At 62.0% G+C, this 21,473-nt stretch carries 21 protein-coding genes; 12 read left to right on the forward strand and 9 right to left on the reverse strand.

Going from position 1 to position 21,473, the window contains the following annotated elements:
* The first annotated feature begins 157 nt into the window (after window positions 1–157).
* The gene (locus AC1DWF_RS07330; RefSeq protein WP_476782064.1) at window positions 158–1,402 is read left to right on the forward strand and encodes a BtaA family protein; all 1,245 of its coding nucleotides are present in this window, start codon (window positions 158–160) and stop codon (window positions 1,400–1,402) included.
* Window positions 1,402–2,067 carry a class I SAM-dependent methyltransferase gene (locus AC1DWF_RS07335; RefSeq protein ID WP_476788502.1) on the forward strand — a complete coding sequence of 222 codons (666 nt, stop codon included), beginning with the start codon at window positions 1,402–1,404 and terminating at the stop codon, window positions 2,065–2,067. Before AC1DWF_RS07330 ends, AC1DWF_RS07335 begins: the two co-directional genes overlap by 1 nt.
* Here the strand turns inward: AC1DWF_RS07335 and AC1DWF_RS07340 are convergent.
* Window positions 2,060–3,445 carry a serine hydrolase domain-containing protein gene (locus tag AC1DWF_RS07340; RefSeq protein WP_476782066.1) on the reverse strand — a complete coding sequence of 462 codons (1,386 nt, stop codon included), beginning with the start codon at window positions 3,443–3,445 and terminating at the stop codon, window positions 2,060–2,062. The genes AC1DWF_RS07335 and AC1DWF_RS07340 overlap by 8 nt on opposite strands.
* Before the next feature lie 233 nt (window positions 3,446–3,678).
* On the opposite strand from AC1DWF_RS07340, the gene AC1DWF_RS07345 reads away from it, so the two are divergent.
* Window positions 3,679–4,482 (forward strand): glycoside hydrolase family 25 protein, encoded by an 804-nt coding sequence (locus tag AC1DWF_RS07345; protein WP_476782067.1) that lies wholly within the window; start codon window positions 3,679–3,681, stop codon window positions 4,480–4,482.
* A 173-nt stretch (window positions 4,483–4,655) separates the two neighbouring features.
* On the forward strand, window positions 4,656–5,891 hold the full coding sequence (locus AC1DWF_RS07350) for a lytic murein transglycosylase (RefSeq protein WP_476788503.1): 1,236 nt from the start codon (window positions 4,656–4,658) through the stop codon (window positions 5,889–5,891).
* Window positions 5,892–6,047: 156 nt separating this feature from the next.
* Here the strand turns inward: AC1DWF_RS07350 and AC1DWF_RS07355 are convergent, their stop codons facing one another.
* A complete protein-coding gene (locus tag AC1DWF_RS07355) occupies window positions 6,048–6,917 on the reverse strand; it encodes an NAD-dependent epimerase/dehydratase family protein (protein WP_476788504.1) in 870 nt (289 codons plus the stop codon).
* 104 nt (window positions 6,918–7,021) lie between these two features.
* Window positions 7,022–8,242 carry an alanine racemase gene (locus tag AC1DWF_RS07360; protein ID WP_476783492.1) on the reverse strand — a complete coding sequence of 407 codons (1,221 nt, stop codon included), beginning with the start codon at window positions 8,240–8,242 and terminating at the stop codon, window positions 7,022–7,024.
* Between the two features lie 159 nt (window positions 8,243–8,401).
* Here AC1DWF_RS07360 and AC1DWF_RS07365 point away from each other — a divergent pair, with 159 nt between their 5' ends.
* Window positions 8,402–9,298, forward strand: coding sequence for a DMT family transporter (locus AC1DWF_RS07365; RefSeq protein ID WP_476783491.1), 897 nt, complete (start codon window positions 8,402–8,404; stop codon window positions 9,296–9,298).
* Between the two features lie 360 nt (window positions 9,299–9,658).
* Here AC1DWF_RS07365 and metF read toward each other — a convergent pair whose 3' ends face one another.
* Window positions 9,659–10,570: a methylenetetrahydrofolate reductase [NAD(P)H] gene (gene metF / locus AC1DWF_RS07370; RefSeq protein ID WP_476783490.1), complete on the reverse strand. Its 912-nt coding sequence runs from the start codon at window positions 10,568–10,570 to the stop codon at window positions 9,659–9,661.
* Window positions 10,570–11,580, reverse strand: a complete 1,011-nt coding sequence (locus tag AC1DWF_RS07375; protein WP_476783489.1) for an ArsR/SmtB family transcription factor — start codon at window positions 11,578–11,580, stop codon at window positions 10,570–10,572. The genes metF and AC1DWF_RS07375 overlap by 1 nt, the downstream gene beginning before the upstream one ends.
* Window positions 11,581–11,699: 119 nt before the next feature.
* Between AC1DWF_RS07375 and tsaA the strand changes: the two genes are divergently transcribed.
* The 3 genes from tsaA to AC1DWF_RS07390 all read left to right on the forward strand — a co-directional run bounded on the left by tsaA (window position 11,700) and on the right by AC1DWF_RS07390 (window position 12,884).
* Complete coding sequence (gene tsaA / locus AC1DWF_RS07380) at window positions 11,700–12,206, forward strand: tRNA (N6-threonylcarbamoyladenosine(37)-N6)-methyltransferase TrmO (protein ID WP_476783494.1); 507 nt, start codon at window positions 11,700–11,702, stop codon at window positions 12,204–12,206.
* A complete protein-coding gene (locus AC1DWF_RS07385; protein ID WP_476783488.1) occupies window positions 12,206–12,520 on the forward strand; it encodes a DUF2293 domain-containing protein in 315 nt (104 codons plus the stop codon). Before tsaA ends, AC1DWF_RS07385 begins: the two co-directional genes overlap by 1 nt.
* A 94-nt stretch (window positions 12,521–12,614) precedes the next feature.
* Window positions 12,615–12,884: a toxin-antitoxin system YwqK family antitoxin gene (locus tag AC1DWF_RS07390; protein ID WP_476783487.1), complete on the forward strand. Its 270-nt coding sequence runs from the start codon at window positions 12,615–12,617 to the stop codon at window positions 12,882–12,884.
* 9 nt (window positions 12,885–12,893) lie between these two features.
* On the opposite strand, the gene AC1DWF_RS07395 is transcribed toward AC1DWF_RS07390, so the two are convergent.
* From AC1DWF_RS07395 to ettA, 4 genes are all read right to left on the reverse strand, one after another.
* Complete coding sequence (locus tag AC1DWF_RS07395) at window positions 12,894–13,505, reverse strand: MOSC domain-containing protein (protein WP_476783486.1); 612 nt, start codon at window positions 13,503–13,505, stop codon at window positions 12,894–12,896.
* 94 nt (window positions 13,506–13,599) lie between these two features.
* The gene (locus AC1DWF_RS07400) at window positions 13,600–14,721 is read right to left on the reverse strand and encodes a beta-ketoacyl-ACP synthase III (protein ID WP_476783485.1); all 1,122 of its coding nucleotides are present in this window, start codon (window positions 14,719–14,721) and stop codon (window positions 13,600–13,602) included.
* 177 nt (window positions 14,722–14,898) lie between these two features.
* Window positions 14,899–15,666, reverse strand: a complete 768-nt coding sequence (gene tam / locus AC1DWF_RS07405) for a trans-aconitate 2-methyltransferase (protein ID WP_476788505.1) — start codon at window positions 15,664–15,666, stop codon at window positions 14,899–14,901.
* Between the two features lie 66 nt (window positions 15,667–15,732).
* A complete protein-coding gene (gene ettA, locus AC1DWF_RS07410; RefSeq protein WP_476783483.1) occupies window positions 15,733–17,382 on the reverse strand; it encodes an energy-dependent translational throttle protein EttA in 1,650 nt (549 codons plus the stop codon).
* 309 nt (window positions 17,383–17,691) lie between these two features.
* Between ettA and AC1DWF_RS07415 the strand changes: the two genes are divergently transcribed.
* The 4 genes from AC1DWF_RS07415 to AC1DWF_RS07430 all read left to right on the forward strand — a co-directional run.
* The gene (locus tag AC1DWF_RS07415; protein ID WP_476788506.1) at window positions 17,692–18,999 is read left to right on the forward strand and encodes a DUF2778 domain-containing protein; all 1,308 of its coding nucleotides are present in this window, start codon (window positions 17,692–17,694) and stop codon (window positions 18,997–18,999) included.
* 43 nt (window positions 19,000–19,042) lie between these two features.
* Window positions 19,043–19,237 carry a hypothetical protein gene (locus tag AC1DWF_RS07420; protein ID WP_476785909.1) on the forward strand — a complete coding sequence of 65 codons (195 nt, stop codon included), beginning with the start codon at window positions 19,043–19,045 and terminating at the stop codon, window positions 19,235–19,237.
* Window positions 19,238–19,463: 226 nt separating this feature from the next.
* Entirely contained in the window at window positions 19,464–21,062 is a 1,599-nt protein-coding gene (locus tag AC1DWF_RS07425) for an arylsulfatase (RefSeq protein ID WP_476785908.1), read from the forward strand.
* A gap of 111 nt (window positions 21,063–21,173) precedes the next feature.
* A partial coding sequence (locus AC1DWF_RS07430) for a cation efflux transmembrane domain-containing protein (RefSeq protein WP_476841556.1) occupies window positions 21,174–21,473 on the forward strand: 300 nt, incomplete at its 3' end.

A 21,473-nucleotide genomic window follows, 5' to 3' on the forward strand; every position in this document is an offset into this window, starting at 1 on the left:
AATGCGCGGCAAGCCGACCGGTTTCATAACGTTCGGTGTCCGGTTGTCACATAGCCGACGGCCCACCATGTCGCGTCGCCGTCATCGCCGCGTCACCGCGCTGTCACGCCGGTGCGCTACCCACTGCGCCAACAACGAAGCGGGGAATCGCATTTCCATGACCGACGTTTCCGGAGAACTTGTCTTTCGTCGCGGCAAGAAAGTTGGCAAGGCGGTCTATCAAAACCGCGCCCTTTCCAAGCAGGGGCTGTCCGAGCGGCTCTTTGCCTTTTTGTTTTCCGATCTTGTCTACCCCCAGATCTGGGAAGACCCAGATGTCGACATGGAGGCGATGCAGCTCGCCGAGGGCCACAAGGTCGTCACCATCGCATCAGGCGGCTGCAACATCCTCGCCTACCTCACCCGCTCGCCTGCCCGTGTTGATGCCGTCGACCTCAACGGTGCGCACATCGCACTCAACAAGATGAAGCTCGCGGCAGTTCGCCATTTGCCGTCGCAGGCCGATCTGTTTCGGTTCTTCGGCGAAACCAATGTCGAGCACAACTCGCACGCCTATGACCGCTTCATCGCCCCGCATCTCGATCCATCGAGCCGCGACTACTGGGAAAGCCGCAATTGGCGCGGCAAGCGCCGCATCGCCACCTTCGACGGCAATTTCTACAAGACCGGGCTTCTCGGCCTGTTCATCGCTGCTGGCCATCGCGTGGCCAAACTCTATGGCGTCGACCCCGCCGCCATCATGGCGACCGGCAGCCAAAACGAGCAGCGCCGCTTCTTCGACGAGAAGATCGCACCCGTCTTCGAACGCCGCATGTTGCGCTTCGTCACCTCGCGCAAATCATCGCTGTTCGGCCTGGGCATCCCGCCGGCGCAGTACGACTCGCTGCTGACTTCAGGCGATGGCTCCATGGCCGGCGTGCTCAAGGCACGCCTTGAAAAACTCGCCTGCGATTTCCCGCTCGAAAACAACTATTTCGCCTGGCAGGCTTTCGCGCGGCGTTATCCCGCTCCAGGCGAAGCCGCCCTGCCCGCCTATCTCGAACAGGCCAACTACGCGACGATCCGCGGCAATATCGGCCGCGTCGGCATCCATCACGCCAATTTCACCGAATTCCTCGCCGGCAAGGACGCCGCAACGACAGACCGCTTCGTCCTGCTCGACGCGCAGGACTGGATGAGCGACGCCCAGCTCAACGCGCTGTGGAGCGAAATCACCCGGACATCCGCTCCTGGCGCCCGCGTCATTTTCCGCACCGCCGCCGAGCCGAGCCTTTTGCCAGGTAGGCTTTCGCCCGCTCTGCTCGACCAGTGGAGCTATGAAGACGCCCAGTCGCGCGATTTCACCGCCCGCGACCATTCCGCGATCTATGGCGGCTTCCATCTCTATGTGAAGAGGCCCTGATGAGCGCACCGGAGCTTCTGGCCAGCCATTCCGGGCTGATGGACGGTGTTTACCGGCATCAGCGCCACATCTACGACCTGACGCGCAAATATTATCTGCTCGGCCGCGACCGCATGATCGCGGAACTCGATCCGCCAGCCGGCGGAACCGTGCTGGAGCTTGGCTGCGGCACCGGGCGCAATTTGATCCTCGCTGCCCGCCGCTTTCCCGACACGCACTTTTACGGCCTCGACATCTCCGCCGAGATGCTGGCGACGGCCAGGGCTTCGATCGCCAAGGCGGGTTTGTCCGACCGCATCACCGTGGCACAGGCCGATGCGACCGCGTTCGATACTGAAGCCCTATTCGGTAAAACCGGCTTCGACCGTGTCTTCATCTCCTATGCGCTGTCGATGATCCCGGGCTGGGAACGCTCGGTTTCGGCCGCATTGGCAGCATCCAACGGCTCCGTCCACATCGTCGATTTCGGCCAGCAGGAGCGCCTGCCCGGCTGGTTCCGAAGCCTACTCAAAGGTTGGCTGGCGCGTTTCCATGTCACTCCGCGCAAAACCCTTGCCAGCGAAATCGCCAGCCAGGCCCAAGCGGCAGGACAAGGCTTCCGCTTCACCGCGCTTTATCGCGGTTATGCCTTGCTTATCGTGGTCGGAGGACAAAAGCCTATCTGAGCGCCGCAACCAGCGCCGCCAGCATGGCCTGGGGCTTGTAGTGCAGCTTCGATGGCGTCAGACCGAGCCTGACGACCACCATATTGGCCGAAGGAACGATCGCCACCGTCTGCCCGTCATGGCCCTGCATCCAGAACGCGTCTGCCGGCAGATCGAAGCTGGCATCGGGATTGCCACCCGGCGGCGTGCCGCCCTCGGGCCCGCGCAGCCAGAGCTGGCCACGGCCGTATCTCCCGTTCGACGCCGGCGCCTTTTCGCGCATCCACCCGACATAGCCCTCCGGCAGGATGCGTGCCCCATTCCACACACCGTCCTGCAGCAAGAACTGGCCAAAGCGCGCCCAGTCATGCGCGGTGGCATAGAGATAGGACGAACCTGCAAAAGTGCCGCGCGCGTCAGCCTCCAGCACCGCACTGGTCATGCCGAGCGGGCCAAACAGCTTTTCGCGCGGCCAGGCCAGCGCCTTGGCAGGGTCGCCCACCGCATCCTGCCACAGCCGTGACAACAAAATCGTCGTGCCGCTGGAATAGGAGAAAACCTTGCCGACCTCATGGGCCAAAGGCTTAGCCTCGGCAAAGCTTGCCATGTCAGGCTCGAGATAGAGCATACGGGTCACATCGGTGACGTCGCCATAGTCCTCGTTGAATTCGAGTCCGCTCGACATCGCCATCAGGTCGGCAAGGCTGATCGCAGCCCGCCCGTCGCCCTTCCAGGGCTCGAACAGCGCGGTCTCATCGACCGACATCTTGCCCTCGCCGACCAGCGTTCCGATGATAGCGGCCGTCACCGTCTTGGTCATCGACCAGCCGAGCAGTGGGGTCGCCGCGCTGAACCCCTCTCCATAGCGCTCGCCGACAATCCTGCCGTTCTGGACGACGACGATGGCACGCATGCCTGGCCCTGCCAGCGCCGCATCGTCGAGGATCGTGTTGATCGCAGGATGCTGCGACGCCTCGACCCGCTCGCCTTCCGGCCATAGAGCATCGCCATTGGCGGCAGGTGCCGCCGGCACGGCCCCAAGTCCTGCGGCGTTCAGATCGCCATCCGGCACGTTGGCGCAGCCCACCCCGTCATGAACAACCGCGAGGCCTTTGCCAAATACGCCAAACAACCCGGCACGCACGGTGCCGGCACTCTGGTCGACATGGACCGACATCAGTTTGAGCAACGGATGCCCTGGCGCCTGGACATCGTCGGCAAGCACCTGATTGGCGTCGCGGCCGGCAACAAAGGCGTTGGAACAAACGATCTTGGCGGCATAGCCGGAGCCGACACGGATCAAATCAGGCGGTGCAAAGTAGAGCCAGGCCGAAAGACCGGCGACCGCCAGGACGGCCAGACCGACCAGCCATTTGAGGATTCTGCCCGCTACGCGCATTGCGTCCCCGCCCCCGGCATCATGCTTCCGCCATGGAATTGCCGTCATTCCTCACGCAAATCTTTCAGGCTGTCGAGCACGATCAACGGTTTATCAACCATGATCGGCGACGATCACAGGAGGGGATAGGCGGTGTCTAGGGGAAACCGCTGATCCATCGAAGTAGAAGCTGGCCACATGGCCAACCCCATAACGACAAGCTCTGACCGGCTGTGCTGGTCCAAGGAGAAGTAATGCGCCGCGTTTCGGCTCTTGTGCTGCTCGCCTTCCTCGGCGCCTGCTCGACCGTAGACACCCTGTCCCTTGCCCCCACCGGCAAATCGACAACCATTGCCAGCGTGTCGGTCAAGAACCCACGCTTCAGCGACAGCGATCCGCATCAGTGGGAGAGCGGCGCGCCCTGGACCTACGCGATCCACGGCACCGACGTGTCGAAGTACCAGACCTCGATCGACTGGGCCAAGGCCAAGGGCAGCGGCATCTCCTTCGCCTTCATCAAGGCGACCGAAGGCGGCGACCGCGTCGACGACTATTTCGGAGAGCACTGGCGCGGGACCAAGGCGGCCGGCGTGCCGCGCGGCGCGTACCACTTCTACTATTTCTGCCGTCCGGCAGCCGAGCAGGCAAGCTGGTACATCAACAATGTGCCAAGGGAGGGCTCTTCGATGCCACCCATCCTCGACATGGAATGGAACCCACAGTCGCCGACCTGCAAGCTGCGTCCGCCTCCCGCCACCGTGCGCAGCGAGATGAAGATCTTCCTCGACATCGTCGAAAAGCATTACGGCAAAAAGCCTATCATCTACACGTCGATCGACTTCTTCGAAGACAACAACCTGTCGACGTTCCCAAGCTATCATTATTGGCTGCGTTCGGTCGCCGGTCACCCGACCACGAGATACGGCAGCCACCCCTTCACCTTCTGGCAATACACCGGCACCGGTGTCGTGCCGGGCATCAAGGGCGACGCCGACATCAACGTGTTCAACGGCACCGAGCAGCACTGGAAGAAGTGGCTCGCCGCCAACACAAAATAGCCTGGACTGCACTACCGGGCTGCGCATTTCGCATGGCAGATGCGACAAGAAGAGGGGGTGCGGCCCTCGCCCCGTTTCTGTAGAAGGCGCGGCAAGACATTAAGCTGGCCGTCCGGCTGCTTTCGACGTTGCGCGAAAGCCTTGACGTGACGGGCCACGCAGGAGAACTGCCCATGAAACTGCTGAGCAAGGCGCTGGTCGCCGTACTTCTGACCACAGCGGCCGCGCCTGCGATCGCCCAGGATACCGCTGCCGTTCCCCAGGGCGCGCCTGCGGTCGCCTCGGAATGTGGCGACGACTTCGCCACCTGGAAGCAGAACCTTGCCAATGAGGCCCGTGCCGCCGGCGTCGGCGAACAGGGGCTTGCGGCTCTGGCCAACGCTGCGCTCGACCCGAAAGTGCTGGAACGTGATCGCGCCCAGGGCGTCTTCGCCCAGACCTTCACCCAGTTCTCCGAGCGCATGATCAGCGACTACCGGCTCAAGCACGGCGCCGCCAACCTGCAGAAATATGGCCAGTACTTCACCATCGCCGAACAGGACTACGGCGTGCCCGGACCGGTGATTGCTGCGTTCTGGGGACTAGAGACTGATTTCGGCGCGGTGCAGGGCAATTTCAACTCGCTCAACGCGCTGGTGACGATGGCGCATGACTGCCGCCGGCCTGACCTGTTCCGCCCGCAGGTGATCCCGCTGATCACCTTGATCGACCGCAACGTCCTGCCCGCCGACGTCAAGGGTGCATGGGCCGGCGAAATCGGCCAGACCCAAATCCTGCCCACCGACTATCTGGCGCGCGGCGTCGATGGCGACGGCGACGGCATTGTCGACCTGCGCAACAGCCCGGCCGACGTCATCTTGACCACCGGCAAGAAGATCCAGTCGCGCGGCTGGAAGCGCGGCGAGCCGTGGATCGAGGAAGTTCGGGTTCCCGCCGAGATGGCCTGGGAACAGACAGGCCGTACCAACAAGCAGCCGTTGGCCACATGGGCCGAAATGGGCGTCACCATGCGCGACGGCAGCCCGCTCAAGGACAATGGGCTCAAGGGCGCAATCGTCTTGCCAATGGGCCGCAAGGGTCCGGCTTTCCTGACCTACGACAATTACGATGTCTATCTCGAGTGGAACCAGTCGGCGACCTACACGCTGACCGCGGCCCATCTTGCCGCGCGTCTCGCCGGCCAGCCCGCCTTCGATCGCGGCAATCCCGACCCGGGCCTGACAGGCGATGCCATGAAGCAGCTGCAGCAGAAGCTGGCCGACAAGGGCTACGACGTCGGCGGCATCGACGGCATTTTGGGCACCAACACTCGTGAAGCCATCCGCCAGGAACAGATACGTCTCAAGCTGCCTGTCGATGGCTGGCCGACTGACGAGCTGCTGGCCGATCTTCAGGCGAGTAGCGATTAGCGAGTAGCGAGTAGCGAGTAGCGAGTAGCGAGTAGCGAGTAGCGAGTAGCGAGTAGCGAGTAGCGAGTAGCGAGTAGCGAGTAGGAATATTCGCGCTCGAAATGCGCTCAACCCCAATTTTCCCTATTCGCTACTCGCTATTCCCCATTCGCTCCCTCAAAACAACGAAGCCGCATCGTGGTGGACCGGCTTCCAGCCGAGTTCGGCCCGCGCCTTGTCTCCGCTCAGGCGCTGGCTGATCGCATAGCCCCGCGCCCACTCGCCCAGATTTTCCGCAGCAAGGTCGACGCTGACGATGTGTAGCTCTGGACGCTCCGTCCGAAGCTGCCGCGCCACCCCAAGGACAATCTCGCCGACCGTCAGGCCATCAATGGCCGAACCGTTGTAGACCGCGCCGGCTCGCGCCTTTTCGAGAACATTGAGGTAAAGCTCCGCCAAATCTTCTGCGTGAATCAGCGGCCAGACCACCTCTTTGGAGCCGATCACCTCGACCGGCCTTCCTTCATGAATCGCATCCATGAAGGACGAAAACACGCCGCCCTCGGCCGAATAGACCATCGCCGGGTGCACGACGAAGCTGTCTATGTCGGGCGCTTCGAGCACACGCCTCATAGTGTCGATCGTCCCGCTGAATGCCGGCAAAGGATTAAACGGGGTTTCCTCCGTGGCCACGCGCGCTCCGGTTGCCCCGAACAGCCAGCAGCCGCCGGTATAGATGAAGCGTGGCCGTTTCGGCATCGCGCCCAGCACAGGCAAGAGCGCGTCGAGCAGTGCCGCCTCGACCGGCCCCATGTCGTCGCCAAAATCCGACGCGGCCTGAATGACAGCATCTACCGGCCCGATCTTGGCTGCCCATTCCCCAGGTTTGCGCAGATCGTCCAGCAGTGCCGTTGCGCCCGCCGCTTTCAACCGGTCAGCCGAGGCTTCGGAACGGGCCAAGCCGACGACATGATGTCCGGCAGCGATCAGGCGCCGCAGGACATGGCTGCCGATGAAGCCGGTGCCGCCAAGAAGAAATATGCGCATGCGAATGGTCACTTAGCGAATAGCGAATAGCGAATAGCGAATAGTAGATCGGAGAGTTCGCGCAGCAATTCAAGCCGCTTTCCCTATTCCCTACTCGCTCCCTTTCAATCCGCCATCGTTTCCAGGCTGGCCAATCCGACTGGTGCCTCGCCCTCGTCGAACGGCGTCGTCACCTCGACGAATGTGTCGGGGTAAAAGCCGTTGAATCGGGTCCTGAGCGACAGCGAATAAGCGCCGATATGGCCGATCTCGATCCAGTCGCCGGTGTCGATCGTTTCAGGCAACCAGAACGGCCGCGACAGGATGTCGACGGAATCGCAGGTCGCCCCGCACACCTTGAACGGCACGATCTTGCCGACGTCGCCATTGCGCGTGCGGATCGCCGGATCGGGAATGAAACGCGCCGGCAGCGTGATCTTGCCGGTCCAGGAATCCGACAGCGACGCCCAGATACCGTCATTGATGTAGATGCGCCGGCCTTTTCGCAGCAAAACCCGCACGATCAGCGACAGGCAGCGCGCCACGATCACCCGGCCGGGCTCAGCCACCAGTGGCATGTCGTCGAAATTATATTCCTTCAGGTCGCCGCGAAAGCGCGACATGATCTGCCCGATCGAGGGCATCGCCGGCTTCTTGCTGTTGGGGTCATGGCCATATTCGGCCGGAAAGCCGCCGCCGACGTCCAATCCGGCAAGATCGAAGCTGACGCGGTTGCGCACCCAGTCGACCGAAGCAAGCGCCCGCTCATAGGTATCGGGATCCTCGATCTGGGAGCCTACATGGAAGCAAAGTCCGACCTTGTAGCCGTTGCGGTTGAGCCGTTCGGCCAGTTCGACCGCATAGGCAGGTCCCGCGCCGAATTTCTTCGACAGCTCATAGGCCGCCGATCCCTTGGTCTGCACGCGCACGAACACCGTGATCGCGCCTGGGTCGATGTCGAGCGCGCGCACCACGCGGCTGAGCTTGGTGATTTCGTCTTCATGGTCGACCGCAATCACCCTGATGCCATAGGTCTCGAGCGCCAGCCGGATGTCGGACTGCGCCTTGACCGGGTGCATGTAGATCATTTCGGCGTCCGACGAGACCTCCCTCACCGCCGCGAACTCGCCGGGCGACGCCACGTCGAACATCGTCACCCCGGCTTCGACCAGCGCCTTGAGCACGATCAGCTCACCATTGGTCTTGACCGCATAGGCGGTCTTGCCGGGGAACATCTCCATGAAAGCCCTAGCATCGGTTTTCAGCACTTCGGGCCGGAAACAATAAACCGGGGCATCCGGACGGAGCGCCAGTGCTGCCTCGCGCGCATTCTCGAATCGCTGCATGGAAGCTCCTTGTTGCGGGGCGAAATCTAAAGCAAGCCGCCGATGATGCAACCCGCGCGCAATCCAGCGGCCCGCTGCGTCACGTCATCGGAATCGGGTGGCCCTATCAGAGAAGCGCGACTACCGCTTGAATGTGACAAGGCGACGAAGGGAATCAAAATGTCGGCAAGAGACTGGGCCAAGCTTCTGTTGCTGGGCGTCATCTGGGGCGGCTCGTTCTTCTTCGTCCACATAGCGGTGGCCGAAATCGCGCCTCTCAAGCTCGTCTTGTTTCGGGTGATGATCGCCGCCCTGGCGCTTCACGTATATCTGCTGGTGCGCGGCCCCTCCTTCCGCCTGGCTTTGCCGCTGTCTGGAACCTTGTTTGGGCTGGCGCTGCTCAACAACGTCATCCCCTTCTCGCTCATATTCGCCGGCCAGACCGAGATCGGCGCCGGCCTCGCATCGGTGCTGAATGCCACAACGCCATTTTGGACCCTGATCGTCGCCAACATGATGACATCAGACGAGAAACTGAACTGGAACAAACTAGCCGGCATCGCGCTCGGCATTGGCGGCACTGCCGTCATGATCGGCCCCGGTCTTGTTGCCGGCCTCGGTGGCCCGGTCTGGGCCAAGCTCGCGCTGATCGGAGCAGCGCTGTCCTACGCCTTTGCGCTGATGGTGGCACGCAGGCTGAAGGGCGTGCCGCCGGCGATCGTTGCCACCGGCCAGCTCACCGCCTCGACCGTGATGATGATCCCCATCGTGCTCATAGTGCACGGCACCGGCGGCCTGTTTGCGGCGAGTGCGGGCGTATGGGCGGCGGTTCTCGCGCTTGCGCTGTTGTCGACAGCTTTTGCCTATCTGCTGTTTTTTGGCCTGGTCGCGTCTGCGGGCGCCACCAACACCTCGCTGGTCACGCTGATCGTTCCGGCCAGCGCCATCCTGCTTGGCGTGACCTTCCTTGGCGAGCATCTCGAGACGTTCGAACTTGCCGGCATGGCCCTCATCGCTCTGGGACTCGTGACCATCGACGGGCGCCTTTTCAGACGTCGTACGGCTGCTGCCGGCTGAAAGTTTGCCACAATTTCTCCACAACCCTTACGGGCGCATTTGGCAAATAATTCCAAAGGCTAAGACGAGAGATTGCGTCGCAATTCTCACAATCTTGTCGCAATGCAGCACATTTTTTTCTTGTGTGTGGCCGAAATGACCCTAAATTCCGCCCTGTGACTTGCGCAGAGGAGGCTATGCATGGGACTGACTAGGTCAATCAATGCACTCATGATTTGCGCCGCATTCACTTTCATCGGCGCGCTCATTGTTGGAGCTCTTCCATAGGCCGCGTAGACGGCGGAAGACGATAGCACCTCTAGGTGGAAAACTTCGAAAAGGCCGGGATGAAGATCCCGGCCTTTTTGGTTCCGAACCGTCTCAGGCCGCTGCCGAGCTTGGTGCTGCCTGCGAGCGGATACCGATCATGTGGCACACGGCAAACACCAGGTCCGCCCGGTTCATCGTGTAGAAATGGAAGTCGCCAACACCGCGCTCGACGAGGTCATGCACCTGCTCCACTGCAACCGCCGAGGCAATCAGCGCATGCGTCTGCGGGTCCTTTTCGAGCCCGTCGAAACGCTCGGCGAGCCATGCCGGCACATGCGCGCCGCAACGCGAAGCGAAGTTGGCGACCTGCGTGAAGCTGTGGATCGGCAGGATGCCCGGCACGATCGGGATGTAGATGCCGGCCTTGCGCGCGCGCTCGACGTAACGCTCGTAAAGATCGTTGTCGAAGAAGAACTGGGTGATCGCACGCGTTGCACCATTGTCGACCTTGCGCTTGAGCATGTCGAAATCGGTCGCGAAATCTGGGCTCTCAGGGTGCTTTTCGGGATAGGCCGACACGGAGATGTCGAAATCGCCCTGCCCCTTCAGCGCACCGACAAGCTCGGCACCATTGGCATAGCCGCCGGGATGCGGCTGGTAGGCCGCGCCCACGCCCTCCTTCGGGTCGCCGCGAAGCGCCACGAAGCGCTTGACGCCCATGGCCGCGAATTCGGAAATCACCTGGTCGACCTCGGCGCGGCTGGCATCGACGCAAGTCATGTGCGCGGCCGGCGTCAGCGTCGATTCATCAAGGATGCGCTTGACCGTGCGGGCGGTGCGCTCTCGCGTCGTTCCACCCGCGCCATAGGTCACCGACACGAATTGCGGATTGAGCGGCTCAAGGCGCTTGATGGTGTCCCAAAGCCGCGCTTCCATATCGTCGTTCTTCGGGGGAAAGAACTCGAACGAGACTTTGACCCGCTCGCCGATGTTTGAACGCCTGGACAGCTGGTATTGGTTCATCAGGCGGTTTCCCTTGCGGCTTGTATTTCAGGATTGGGGTCGGCGATCAGCAGCCGGCGGTCGCGCGCCAGCCACAGCTTGACGGTGAGGCTCGCCTTGTTCGAGGAGCCGCGCGGTTCGAACTCCTGCGTCTCCTCAAGCTCCAGCCCGGCCTCTGCCAGCCAGTCGGCGATCTGTCGGTCGGCAAAGCCAAGCCGCGCATGCGCATGCTCGGAGCGCAGGAAATCGAGCCCATGGGGGGCAAAATCTACGATCACCAGCCGCCCGGCGGGGCGCAGCAGGCGCGCGGCCTCCTGGATGGCGCGGGCGGGGTCGTCGAGATAGTGCAGCACCTGATGAATGGTCACCAGGTCGAAGGCGTCGCGCTCGACTGGAGGCGAAAAGATGTCGCCCTGGCGCACCTGGGCGTTGGAAATACCGGCCTTGTCGAGATTGGCACGCGCCACCGCCAGCATCTCGCGCGACTGGTCGATGCCGACGCCGCGGCGATAAAGCGGCGCAAAGATTTCAAGCAGCCGGCCTGTGCCGGTGCCGAGGTCGAGCATCGACTGGAACGGGCGCTTGCCGAGCAGCTTCAGAAGTGCGGCCTCGACCGCGCGGTCGGCGACATGCAGCGAACGCAATTCATCCCAACTCGCCGCATTGGCGCTGAAATAGCGCGCGGCGCGCTCCTGGCGCTTGTGCTTCACGTCGTCGAGGCGCTCGAAATCCCGCACCACCTGGCTGTCGGCCTTGTCGATGCCCGACACCAGCCCTTGCACAAAAGCGCGCGCCTGGTCGGCATCGGACAGGCGGAAAAACGCCCAGGAACCCTCTTGATAGCGGTCGATCAGGCCGGCTTCGAGCAGCAGCTTGAGATGGCGCGACACGCGCGGCTGCGACTGGCCGAGAATCTCGGTCAGGTCGGAGACGGTCAGGTCGCCGCGCGAAAGCAGCGTCAAAATGCGAAGGCGGCTGGATTCGGCCGCCGCCTTCAAGGTATCTACCATTGTGTCGAGTGCGACGTGCATCGGCTTCGTTTCTCGCCAAAAGACATAAACATATCTTTATGTGACGAAACGAGTGATTGCAACGCCCAATGTCGCATGCGGGCAAGAAAATGGCGCGACGGTGGGAGGATGCCATGCAGATGTTCGAGCAGCGCGAGGGCGAAGTGGCGCTCACCAACGATCCGGCAGCCATGCCGGGCGACGCCAAGCTTGTCTTCATCGGCAGCATCACCTCACCATGGAAGCTGCGCGAGCATTGCCCCAAGAACATGAATGCGGCTCGGGAAAAGGGCGGTGGCGCAACGCTTTTCATCGATGCGCCCTACCGGCCAGGGCTCGCCGGTCTTGCCGGCTTCAGCCACGTCGTCATCCTCAGCTGGTTCGAGCAGGCGCCGCGGAATCTGATTGTGCAGAAACCGCGCCATGCATCTGACGCCAAAGGTGTTTTCGCGCTGCGCTCCCCTGCCCGGCCCAACCCCATCGGCTTGCATATCGCCGCTATCATTTCGATCGACATCGAAGCCGGGCGCATCGAACTGGACGCCATCGATGCGCTCGACGGCACGCCGGTCATCGATATCAAACCCTATTTTCCATCCGTCGATGCGTTCCCCGACGCCAGCGGCCCGAACAAGGGCAGCCGCTGATGAACCCACCCACCGGGCGCCGCCGCGCCATAGGCAAGGCGCTGACGCTGCTCTTGCCGCTGGCGCCTTACGCCGACACCGAGGCGATCAGGGCGGATGCGCAGGCCAAGCACATGAAGACGCTGCCACCGTCGATTGCGGTGTGGCTGGCGACCGTCGCCCATATCCGCCACGCCCACACCGACTATGAAAAGCTGCTGTCGGAAGGCTACGACCGCGATTCCGCGCGTTTCTTCATCCTGGATGAGATCAATGCCGTGCTCACGCGCTGGCGCGCCACGCGCCTGCTCGATCCCGACGACGAGGACGTGTAACCGAGCAGCCCCGCCTGCCTCCAACCAATTGCCGGCAGGCAGCATTTCTGGTTTGTTAAAAACGGGCGGCTATTTTGCAGCGAGGAGGCAGCAGATGGCGGAAGACACCGAACCATATCGTCACTATCACAAGGACGGCAGCCGGTGGGTTGTCGGCCAGCTTCGGGCTGGCCAGGCCGAAGGTTATTGGGAATGGTTTCGCAAGGACGGCACCAAGCTCCGTTCCGGCCATTTCAGCAGCGGCACCCAGGTCGGCGAGTGGACGACTTATGACAAGTCGGGAAAGGCCTACAAGGTCACCACGATCAAGACGGCGACCGCTTCGCGCAGCGGTCCGCTGACCGACGTCGGCCTGCCACGCTGATGCGTCCCCCTAATAGACCCACTGCTCGGGAACGCGCACTGAAACCTCTTCGCCTGAGGTGATCGTTCCAGGCTTCTCGACCCAGGCGACCAGCCCGCGCAGACGCTTGGCGACCTTCGGGAACAAAAGCGAGCCGGCATCATGGTCGGCCATGCCAGCATGTTCGGCGATCGAGCGTCCGGCGATGCGACACGGCGCATTCTGCCCATCGATCTTGATCGTCACGCCGCGCTTGAAGAACAGCATCGTGCCCGACGGCAGCATCGACAGCATCGGCACGCCGTCGAGCAAAAGGTTTGCGCCGATCCACTCGGGCTTGATCTCAGCCAGGCCCATGCGGTCGGCGACGATCGCCATTTCGTCGGGCGCGACGATCGAAAGCTGGCGCTCATTGCGCATCTCGGTACCGCGCGGATACCATGGCTCGCGCCCGCCGGAGCGTCTGGTGTGGCCGGCATGGAAATCGCCGTCGATGCCTTCGAAGCCGAGCGGCAAGGCTTCCACGGACCGCGTCACGAAGTGATCGAATGGCGCGACATAGACGCCCGCCACCCGACCGCGAAGCTTCCTGCCCGGCAAGATCTCTGGTTCGCCATCCCTGCGCATCGTCGGATCGAGCATTTTTCCGCCTTATGATTTGAGACGGCACCATGCAGATCGGTCAAACGGAAATCCAGACAAAAAGCCTGATCTTCCGATCACCAACGGTGATCCTTTAATGCATTTTCACCAAAGCCCCACCGATCGAATAGCCGGCACCAAAGGCACAGATCAGCCCGAAATCGCCAGGCTTCATGTCTTCATGGTTTTCCTTGAGCGCGATGATGGCCCCGGCCGCCGCTGTGTTGCCCAGCCGCTCCAGCACCATGGGTGCCGTATCCTGGTCGGCCTCGTGGCCGAGCGCCAGCTTCAGGATCATGGCGTTCATGCGCGCATTGGCCTGATGCAGCCAGTAGCGCCTGACATCCGACGGCGTCATGCCATGGTCGGCGAGGAAAGCGGTGATGAAGCGGTGCGCCGCATGCGTCACCTCCTTGAACACCTTGTTGCCGACCTGCTTGATCATATTGCCCTCCATCTCGACGACGGAGGTGTTTTCCTGGCCGGCGCGCAGCAGGAAGCCGAAATTGGTGCGGATATTGTTGGAAAACTGCGTCCAGTTGCGCGTATCGATGATCTCGAAGCGCCCCGGCCGCGTCTCTTTCGGCCCCAGCGCCTCGACGACCATGGCCACCGACGCATCGCCAAAGATGAAATGCGTCTGGCGGTCGCGGAAATTGAGATGCCCGGTGATAATCTCGGGCGTGACGATCAGCACACGCTTCTGCCCGCCCGCACGCACCAGATTGAAAGCGACATGCAATGCCGCCGCCGCTGACGAGCAACCAAGGCTCATGTCGAAGGCGGCACCTTCGATGCCGAGTTCCTTCTGGATCTCGATTGATATGGCCGGATAGGGCCGCTGCTGATGCGAGGCAGCGCATATGACCATGTCGATATCAGCGCCGGTGAGCCCCGCATGAACGAGCGCCTTGCGCGCTGCGGCCACGCCGAACTCCGCCTCGACCGAAAGCGCGTCATCGGCGCGCGGCGCAATGCGCGGGCTCATCCGTTCAGGATCGAGGATGCCGTCGAGCGTGTGGACATGGCGATTCTTGACGCCGGAGGCGTAGACGATGAAATCGCTGTCCGACTTCTTGACCAGGTCCAGACCGGCCGCCTGCCGCCTGGCATTCTCGATGTCGACCCAGATATTGAAGCTTTCGACCAACTCATCATTGCTGATCGAGGCTTCAGGAATTTCAACGCCGATACCGCTGATGATGACGCGATGCATGAAACCGTCCGATGCCTGCAATTTCTCGCGAACCCCGCCTCTCCAAAGGCCTCCCCAGATTCGCTGGCGAACACTCTACGCCAGCCAGAGCGGTTCGAATACGGTGCGCTGGCCGTTATCCGGCTCCGATTGCGATCAGATTTCGGCGACCCGGACCGCGCTTAGCGCGGCTGGCTCTTATCTTCGCTGCGCGACCATGAACAGCCTGGGGAAGCGCAGCAGAACCTTGCCGTTCGCCACTGGCGGGTAGGCCGAAGCGATCTTTGCGGTGTAGGCGGCAAGATAGGTCTGCCGTTCGTCCGCATCGAGCGGATCGATGAAGGGGCGAAGCCCCGTGCCTTTTACCCATTCGACGATGGCCGCGGCATCTGCCAGCGGATGATTGTAGACGCTGTGCCAGATATCCACTCGCGCCGACTGCGGCACAAGCAGGTCATAATACGAAGAAACAGGCGGCAAGGGCGACCGCGCAACGCCTGCAATCTTGGCGCCGAAATTCATGGCGGCAGCGGTTTCGCGCATCAGCACATGCGAGGGCTCGCCGATATTGTCGGGCATCTGCACGGCAAGAAAGCCACCTGGAGCAAGCAGGTCGAGCAAGCGCTTGAGCACTGCCTGATGGTTGGGCAGCCACTGGAAGACGGCATTGGCGAAGATGACATCAACCGGCCCGTCCGGCGTCCAGCTTTCCGCGTCGGCTAGCTGGAAGTCGATATCGGGCAAGCGCTGTCGTGCTTCCGCGATCATGGCCAGCGACGTGTCGAAGCCCGAGATTTTTGCCCCAGGCCAGCGGGCGGCGAGGAGCTCGGTCGAATTGCCCGGGCCGCAGCCGATATCAACCACGTACTTCGGCGTTTCGATAAGGATTTGCGCCAGAAGGTCCCGCGCAGGGCGGGTCCGCTCATCTTCGAACTTCAGATATTGCGAAGCGGACCAGTCTTTCATCGCTGAACTCCAGAGGCGTCGGCAAAAACAAAAACGCCCCGCTGTGGGCGGGGCGTTTCAAGGATTTTAGCGCGTCAGGCGCTTGTGGCTCATCCGGTGCGGGTTGGCCGCATCGGCGCCAAGGCGACGGATCTTGTCCTTCTCATACTCTTCAAAGTTGCCTTCGAACCACTCGACATGCGCGTCGCCTTCATAGGCGAGCATGTGCGTAGCCATGCGGTCGAGGAACATACGATCGTGCGAGATGATGACGGCGCAGCCGGCATAGGCCTCGAGTGCGTCTTCGAGCGCGCCCAGCGTTTCGGTGTCGAGATCGTTGGTCGGCTCGTCGAGCAGCAGAACGTTGCCGCCGTTCTTCAGCATCTTGGCGAGGTGGACGCGGTTGCGCTGACCACCCGACAGGTTGCCGACCTTCTGCTGCTGGTCGCCGCCGCGGAAGTTGAACGACGAGCAATAGGCGCGGCTGTTCACTTCGTGCTTGCCGAGCTTGATGACTTCAGCACCGCCGGAAATCTCTTCCCAGACCGTCTTGGTCGGATCGAGGGCATCGCGGCTCTGGTCGACATAACCGAGCTTGACCGTCTCGCCGACGCGGATGGTGCCGCTATCGGGCGTCTCCTGGCCGGTGATCATCCTGAACAAAGTGGTCTTGCCCGCGCCGTTGGGACCGATGACGCCGACGATGCCGCCGGGCGGCAGCTTGAAGTTCAGGTTCTCGATCAAAAGCTCGTCGCCGTAGCCCTTGTTCACGCTATCGACCTCGATCACCACGTTGCCGAGGCGTTCGCCGGCCGGGATGACGATCTGCGTGTCGGTCGGGCGGCGCTGATCCGCCTTCTCCACCAGTTCCTCATAGGCCTTGATACGCGCCTTGGACTTGGTCTGGCGAGCCTTCGGCGAAGACGCGATCCACTCGCGTTCGCGCCAGATCGCCTTCTGGCGCGAATCGTCTTCGCGGCCTTCCTGGATCAGGCGCTTGGCCTTGGCGTCGAGATACTTAGTGTAGTTGCCTTCGTAGGGAATGCCACGGCCGCGATCGAGTTCGAGGATCCAGCCGGTGACGTTGTCGAGGAAGTAGCGATCGTGGGTGATGATCAGCACCGAGCCCGGATAGTCGCGCAGGTGCTTTTCCAGCCACGCCGTGGTCTCGGCGTCCAGATGGTTGGTCGGTTCGTCGAGCAGCAGAAGGTCAGGCTGTTCGAGCAGCAGGCGGCACAGCGCGATGCGGCGGCGTTCGCCACCCGACAGCTGGGTCACTTCGGAATCGGCGGGCGGGCACTGCAGCGCGTCCATCGCCATTTCGACCTGCTGTTCCAGGTCCCACAGGTTGAGACGATCCATCTCGTCCTGCAGCTTGGCGCCCTCGTCGGCGGTCTCGTCCGAGTAGTTCATCATCAGCTCGTTGTAGCGCTCGATGATGGCGGTCTTCTTGGAAACGCCGTCCATGACGTTTTCGAACACGGTCTTGGCCGGGTCGAGATGCGGTTCCTGCGCGAGGTAACCGACGGTCGCACCCTCGGCCAGCCAGGCTTCGCCCGACCATTCCTTGTCGAGGCCGGCCATGATCTTGAGCACGGTCGACTTGCCGGCGCCGTTCGGGCCCAGGATGCCGATCTTGGCGTCGGGGTAGAACGACAGGTTGAGATTATCCAGCACCTTCTTGGTGCCGTAGGACTTGGTCAGTCCCGACATGTGATAGATGAACTGGCGTGCCACGCGCGCGTATCCTGCTTCTCAAGTGATAGGAGTTGGGCGCTATGTAGGCGATCCCGCCCCAAACGGCAAATGCTTTCGGGGAGCGGTCGCGGCGCGCGGGCGGATGCGAGCCAAAGAACCGCAAGCGCCCCAATCTGGACATTGCATCTGGCGCCTGAATTACCCCACACCACTGCAAAGCAAAATTTAACCATATTTGTCCATCCTTTGGGGATGTTGATCGAGATGGGGACAATCCGGACATCACGCAGCTACGGTCGCTCACCGACCTGATCACCGTTGCGGGGTAACTGGCTTGCTACGCGTTTTATGAGTAAGAACGTTCGCGCGCAGTCCTTGCGCCGCTTGTTGCGCCCACTGCTGATTGCCTCCTTCGGCACGGCCCTTGCCGGCGTGGGTGTATGGTCGATGGCCGGCATGGTCGCGACCAGCAATTCTCGCGCCTTCGCTTCAACCACCTTTTTGCCCAGCCCGCAGCTTGCCTTGGCCGACAAGAAGCAGGCGCGGGCGCCTATCGCCTTTGTCAGCACCAGCAAGTCGCCGAGGCTGATCACGGCTACGGCGCACGCCGCTGTAACGGCAAGCTTGGCGGCCACCACAGGCAAATCCGCCCGCCACCTCATAGTCGCTACCGCCGGCGCGAGCGGCAAATCTGCACGCTTCGACGCCGTCGTTAAAAAAGCCAGCCTGACGCCCCCGAAACTCGCCAGCCTGTTCGGCTACTCCAGTTCCGCCCAGCCGAAGCTTGCCACCGCAACGGCCGAAGTACCCGCGTCAGAACGGTTTGCCTCGACCGACCAGCATCCCACCGTGCTTGCCTATGCCGACCCCTCCCCGAGCGGAGCCGCCGACACCGCGCTGTCTACCTTGCTGGCGACGCCGCCAGAGGAAGACCTCGCGGCGCAGGAGCAAAACCCCGATACCAACGACGCTGCCATGCCGGATTATGCGGACACGCCTTCCGACGGCCCCATGCCCCAGCTGCGTCCGCGTGGAGCGGAAACGGCGAAAACCAACACCCAACCGGTCGAAGAGCCGGCAGCACCGGCTGCCAATGAACCCAAGAAGGCCGACCAGCGCGAGGCACCCAAGCAAACACTCGCTTATGCCAGGCCGAATGTTCCGCCGGAACCGAAAGCCAGCGGCAGCCTCGGCCAGTCGCTGCGCAATCTGTTCGGCGGTGGATCAAGGGCGGGAGGCGGTGTCGCCGTCTACGATATCAGCGCCGCCAAGGTCTACATGCCCGACGGCAGCGTGCTCGAGGCCCATTCGGGCGTCGGCAACATGGCCGACGACCCGCGCTACGTGAACGTCAAGATGAACGGGCCGACCCCGCCCCACACCTATAACCTGAAGATGCGCGAAAGCCGCTTCCACGGCGTCGAGGCGATCCGCATGCTCCCCGTCGACGGCAAGAACAAGTACGGCCGCGACGGCTTCCTCACCCACAGCTACTTGCTGCGCGGCAGACAGGCGGAATCCCATGGCTGCGTCGCCTTCAAGGACTACCAGCGCTTCCTCACCGCCTTCAAGCAGGGCAAGGTCAGGCAGATCGTGGTGGTGCCAAGCGGCGGACGATCGAACATTCGCCTCGCCTCCAACGGCAGCAGCACCTGACAGGGCCACAGCCCAGCTATGCTCCACTGATCGGGAGGCCAAGATGTCGGGACTTTACATCAATCAACTCGAGCGCCTGAAGACGGCCAAGGCAAACGAGTTGCTGCAGGCAGATCGGTTGGAGGATGCGAAGGCCACAAATGTCGCGGCTCCCCCTGAGCCCGTCGATGGACCTATTGAAATCAAGCTGGACAGTTCCGGCGTGCCCAAGGTCAGGATCAAGGCGTCCAGATCTTAGAAATTCTATTACCCACTCGGACCACAGGCAGGCTCGATCGTAGCCGCCACGCTTCGATGCATGCCGCAATAGTGGCGACCGATTGACTAGCCGGCATGACTTGGAGATGTTTCCATTTCTGACGTCTTACGGCCTGTGGCAAGGTCTGCGCGATTGTCCGGATCCGGCTGCCAGGTTTCTGCACTTTTGTAGCGTTTCCATACCAACAGCGACGGGGGATCGACTGATGAAAGCCTTGTCACGCCATTCGCGTGTCCTGGCAATTTGTGGGGCGTTGCTGCTATCGAGCGCTGCTAGCTCCATGGCGCAATCGGTGCTGAGCAAGGCTGAACGCACCAGCGAAAGCATGGAACCGGCACTCCAGCATTCCGATCAGGCTGCGGCAGCACAGGCCAAGCTCGATGCGCTACAAGCCAAGACCGGCAAACGCCCGAACATCGTCTGGCTGGTCATCGACGACATGGGCTATGGCGATCCAGGGGCGTATGGCGGTGGCGCTGCCATCGGAGCGGCGACGCCCAACATGGACAGGCTGGCGCAGGAAGGTCTCAAGCTGACTGCGACCTACGCCCAGCCCACCTGTACGCCGACGCGCTCCGCCATTCTGACCGGCCGTTTGCCGGTGCGAACCGGCCTCACCCGCCCGATCCTCGCCGGCGACACGATCACCAAGAACCCGTGGGCTGACGAAACGTCGTTACCGAAGCTACTTGGCGAGGCCGGCTACACGACTGTCTTGTCAGGCAAATGGCACGTTGGCGCTGCCGAGGGCATGCGGCCACATGAGATCGGCTTCGACGAATTCTACGGATTCTACGAGGCGGAGAAGGAAATCAGCCAGAGCGTCGACAAGCGCCGTTATCCTGACCTCGTACTCAATCCCGAGCGTCTCGAAATGCTGCGCAGGACCGGTTCAAGCGACTCCCTGGTGCACGGACTCAAGGGCGGCGAAACAACCGACGTCGTCAAGATCGACAGCATCGAGACGATGGCGGAAGGCGACCGGATGACGAAGGAGTTCAGCGTCGCCAAGATCAAGGAACTTGCCGCCGGCAAAGCTCCCTTCTTCCTGGAGCACGCCTTCATGAAGGTGCACGCGGATAATTTCGCCAGCAAGGCATTCGAGGGCAAAAGCGCCAGCAAATATCCCTACAAGGACGATGTCGTCGAGGTCGACGCCTATATCGGCGAAATCGTCAAGACGCTCGACGAAGCAGGTGTGCTCGATAACACCTTCATCTTCGTCACCTCCGACAACGGGCCGCAATTGGATAGCTGGCCTGATGCAGGATACACGCCATTCCGCGGCGCCAAAGCGTCCGCGTGGGAAGGTGGCGTGCGCGTTCCCGGCATCGCCTATTGGAAGGGCATGATCGCACCGGGTCGCCAGAGCGATGATCTCTTCGACCTGATGGACCTGTTCAACACGTCGCTTCACCTCGCCGGCATCCAAGCCAAGATCCCGACCGACCGCTACATCGACGGTATCGACCAGACTTCGTTCCTGCTCGCCGACGATGGCCGCTCCAACCGCGAGAAGGTCTTCATCTGGAGCGAACAGAACCTGATGGCCATGCGCATGTATGAATACAAGATCCATGTGAAGGTGGTCGAGGAACATGCGCAGTGGCTGAACATCGACATGACCACCATCAGCGACGTCGGCCTCGCGCCTTGGCTGTTCAACCTCTACATCGACCCCAAGGAGCAGTATCCCGTCGGGCACCGCATGAATGCCTTCCTGGCCTCGATGGCGGCCGAGATGAAGGGGCATGCCGCGACCTTCAAGAAATACCCGCCAAAAAACATCGGACTGGGCCAGTAGCGCGGAACACCTCACGAACCGAACTCTTGGCCTGCTGGCGCCCCCTAAGCCTGCAGCGCCTCAACCCCACGGGCGGTGGACATCGGCACCCGGCTATTTCATAGCTACGCCATGCTCACCGAAACGAAGGTCCTGAGAATCTCCATCGCCGTGACATTCGTCGTCGCGCTTTTCGGCATTGTCTTCGGCATTTTAAGCGGTTCGTTCTCGATCGCTTTCGACGGGGCCTACTCGCTTGCCGATGCGACCATGACGATCCTGGCGCTGATCGTCGCACGCCTCATCACCAGCAATGCCACCCACAACCGCCGGCTGCACAAGCGTTTTTCGCTCGGCTTCTGGCACCTGGAGCCCATCGTCTTGGGCATGAACGGCATCGTCTTGATGAGCGTGTCGATCTACGCCCTGATC

This window comes from Aminobacter sp. P4_D5 (assembly GCF_056401815.1).

Coding starts and splice junctions, on each gene's coding strand:
- AC1DWF_RS07330 (WP_476782064.1), top strand. CDS start 158: ATGACCGACGTTTCCGGAGAACTTGTCTTTCGTCGCGGCAAGAAAGTT.
- AC1DWF_RS07335 (WP_476788502.1), top strand. CDS start 1,402: ATGAGCGCACCGGAGCTTCTGGCCAGCCATTCCGGGCTGATGGACGGT.
- AC1DWF_RS07340 (WP_476782066.1), bottom strand. CDS start 3,445: ATGCGCGTAGCGGGCAGAATCCTCAAATGGCTGGTCGGTCTGGCCGTC.
- AC1DWF_RS07345 (WP_476782067.1), top strand. CDS start 3,679: ATGCGCCGCGTTTCGGCTCTTGTGCTGCTCGCCTTCCTCGGCGCCTGC.
- AC1DWF_RS07350 (WP_476788503.1), top strand. CDS start 4,656: ATGAAACTGCTGAGCAAGGCGCTGGTCGCCGTACTTCTGACCACAGCG.
- AC1DWF_RS07355 (WP_476788504.1), bottom strand. CDS start 6,917: ATGCGCATATTTCTTCTTGGCGGCACCGGCTTCATCGGCAGCCATGTC.
- AC1DWF_RS07360 (WP_476783492.1), bottom strand. CDS start 8,242: ATGCAGCGATTCGAGAATGCGCGCGAGGCAGCACTGGCGCTCCGTCCG.
- AC1DWF_RS07365 (WP_476783491.1), top strand. CDS start 8,402: ATGTCGGCAAGAGACTGGGCCAAGCTTCTGTTGCTGGGCGTCATCTGG.
- metF (WP_476783490.1), bottom strand. CDS start 10,570: ATGAACCAATACCAGCTGTCCAGGCGTTCAAACATCGGCGAGCGGGTC.
- AC1DWF_RS07375 (WP_476783489.1), bottom strand. CDS start 11,580: ATGCACGTCGCACTCGACACAATGGTAGATACCTTGAAGGCGGCGGCC.
- tsaA (WP_476783494.1), top strand. CDS start 11,700: ATGTTCGAGCAGCGCGAGGGCGAAGTGGCGCTCACCAACGATCCGGCA.
- AC1DWF_RS07385 (WP_476783488.1), top strand. CDS start 12,206: ATGAACCCACCCACCGGGCGCCGCCGCGCCATAGGCAAGGCGCTGACG.
- AC1DWF_RS07390 (WP_476783487.1), top strand. CDS start 12,615: ATGGCGGAAGACACCGAACCATATCGTCACTATCACAAGGACGGCAGC.
- AC1DWF_RS07395 (WP_476783486.1), bottom strand. CDS start 13,505: ATGCTCGATCCGACGATGCGCAGGGATGGCGAACCAGAGATCTTGCCG.
- AC1DWF_RS07400 (WP_476783485.1), bottom strand. CDS start 14,721: ATGCATCGCGTCATCATCAGCGGTATCGGCGTTGAAATTCCTGAAGCC.
- tam (WP_476788505.1), bottom strand. CDS start 15,666: ATGAAAGACTGGTCCGCTTCGCAATATCTGAAGTTCGAAGATGAGCGG.
- AC1DWF_RS07415 (WP_476788506.1), top strand. CDS start 17,692: ATGAGTAAGAACGTTCGCGCGCAGTCCTTGCGCCGCTTGTTGCGCCCA.
- AC1DWF_RS07420 (WP_476785909.1), top strand. CDS start 19,043: ATGTCGGGACTTTACATCAATCAACTCGAGCGCCTGAAGACGGCCAAG.
- AC1DWF_RS07425 (WP_476785908.1), top strand. CDS start 19,464: ATGAAAGCCTTGTCACGCCATTCGCGTGTCCTGGCAATTTGTGGGGCG.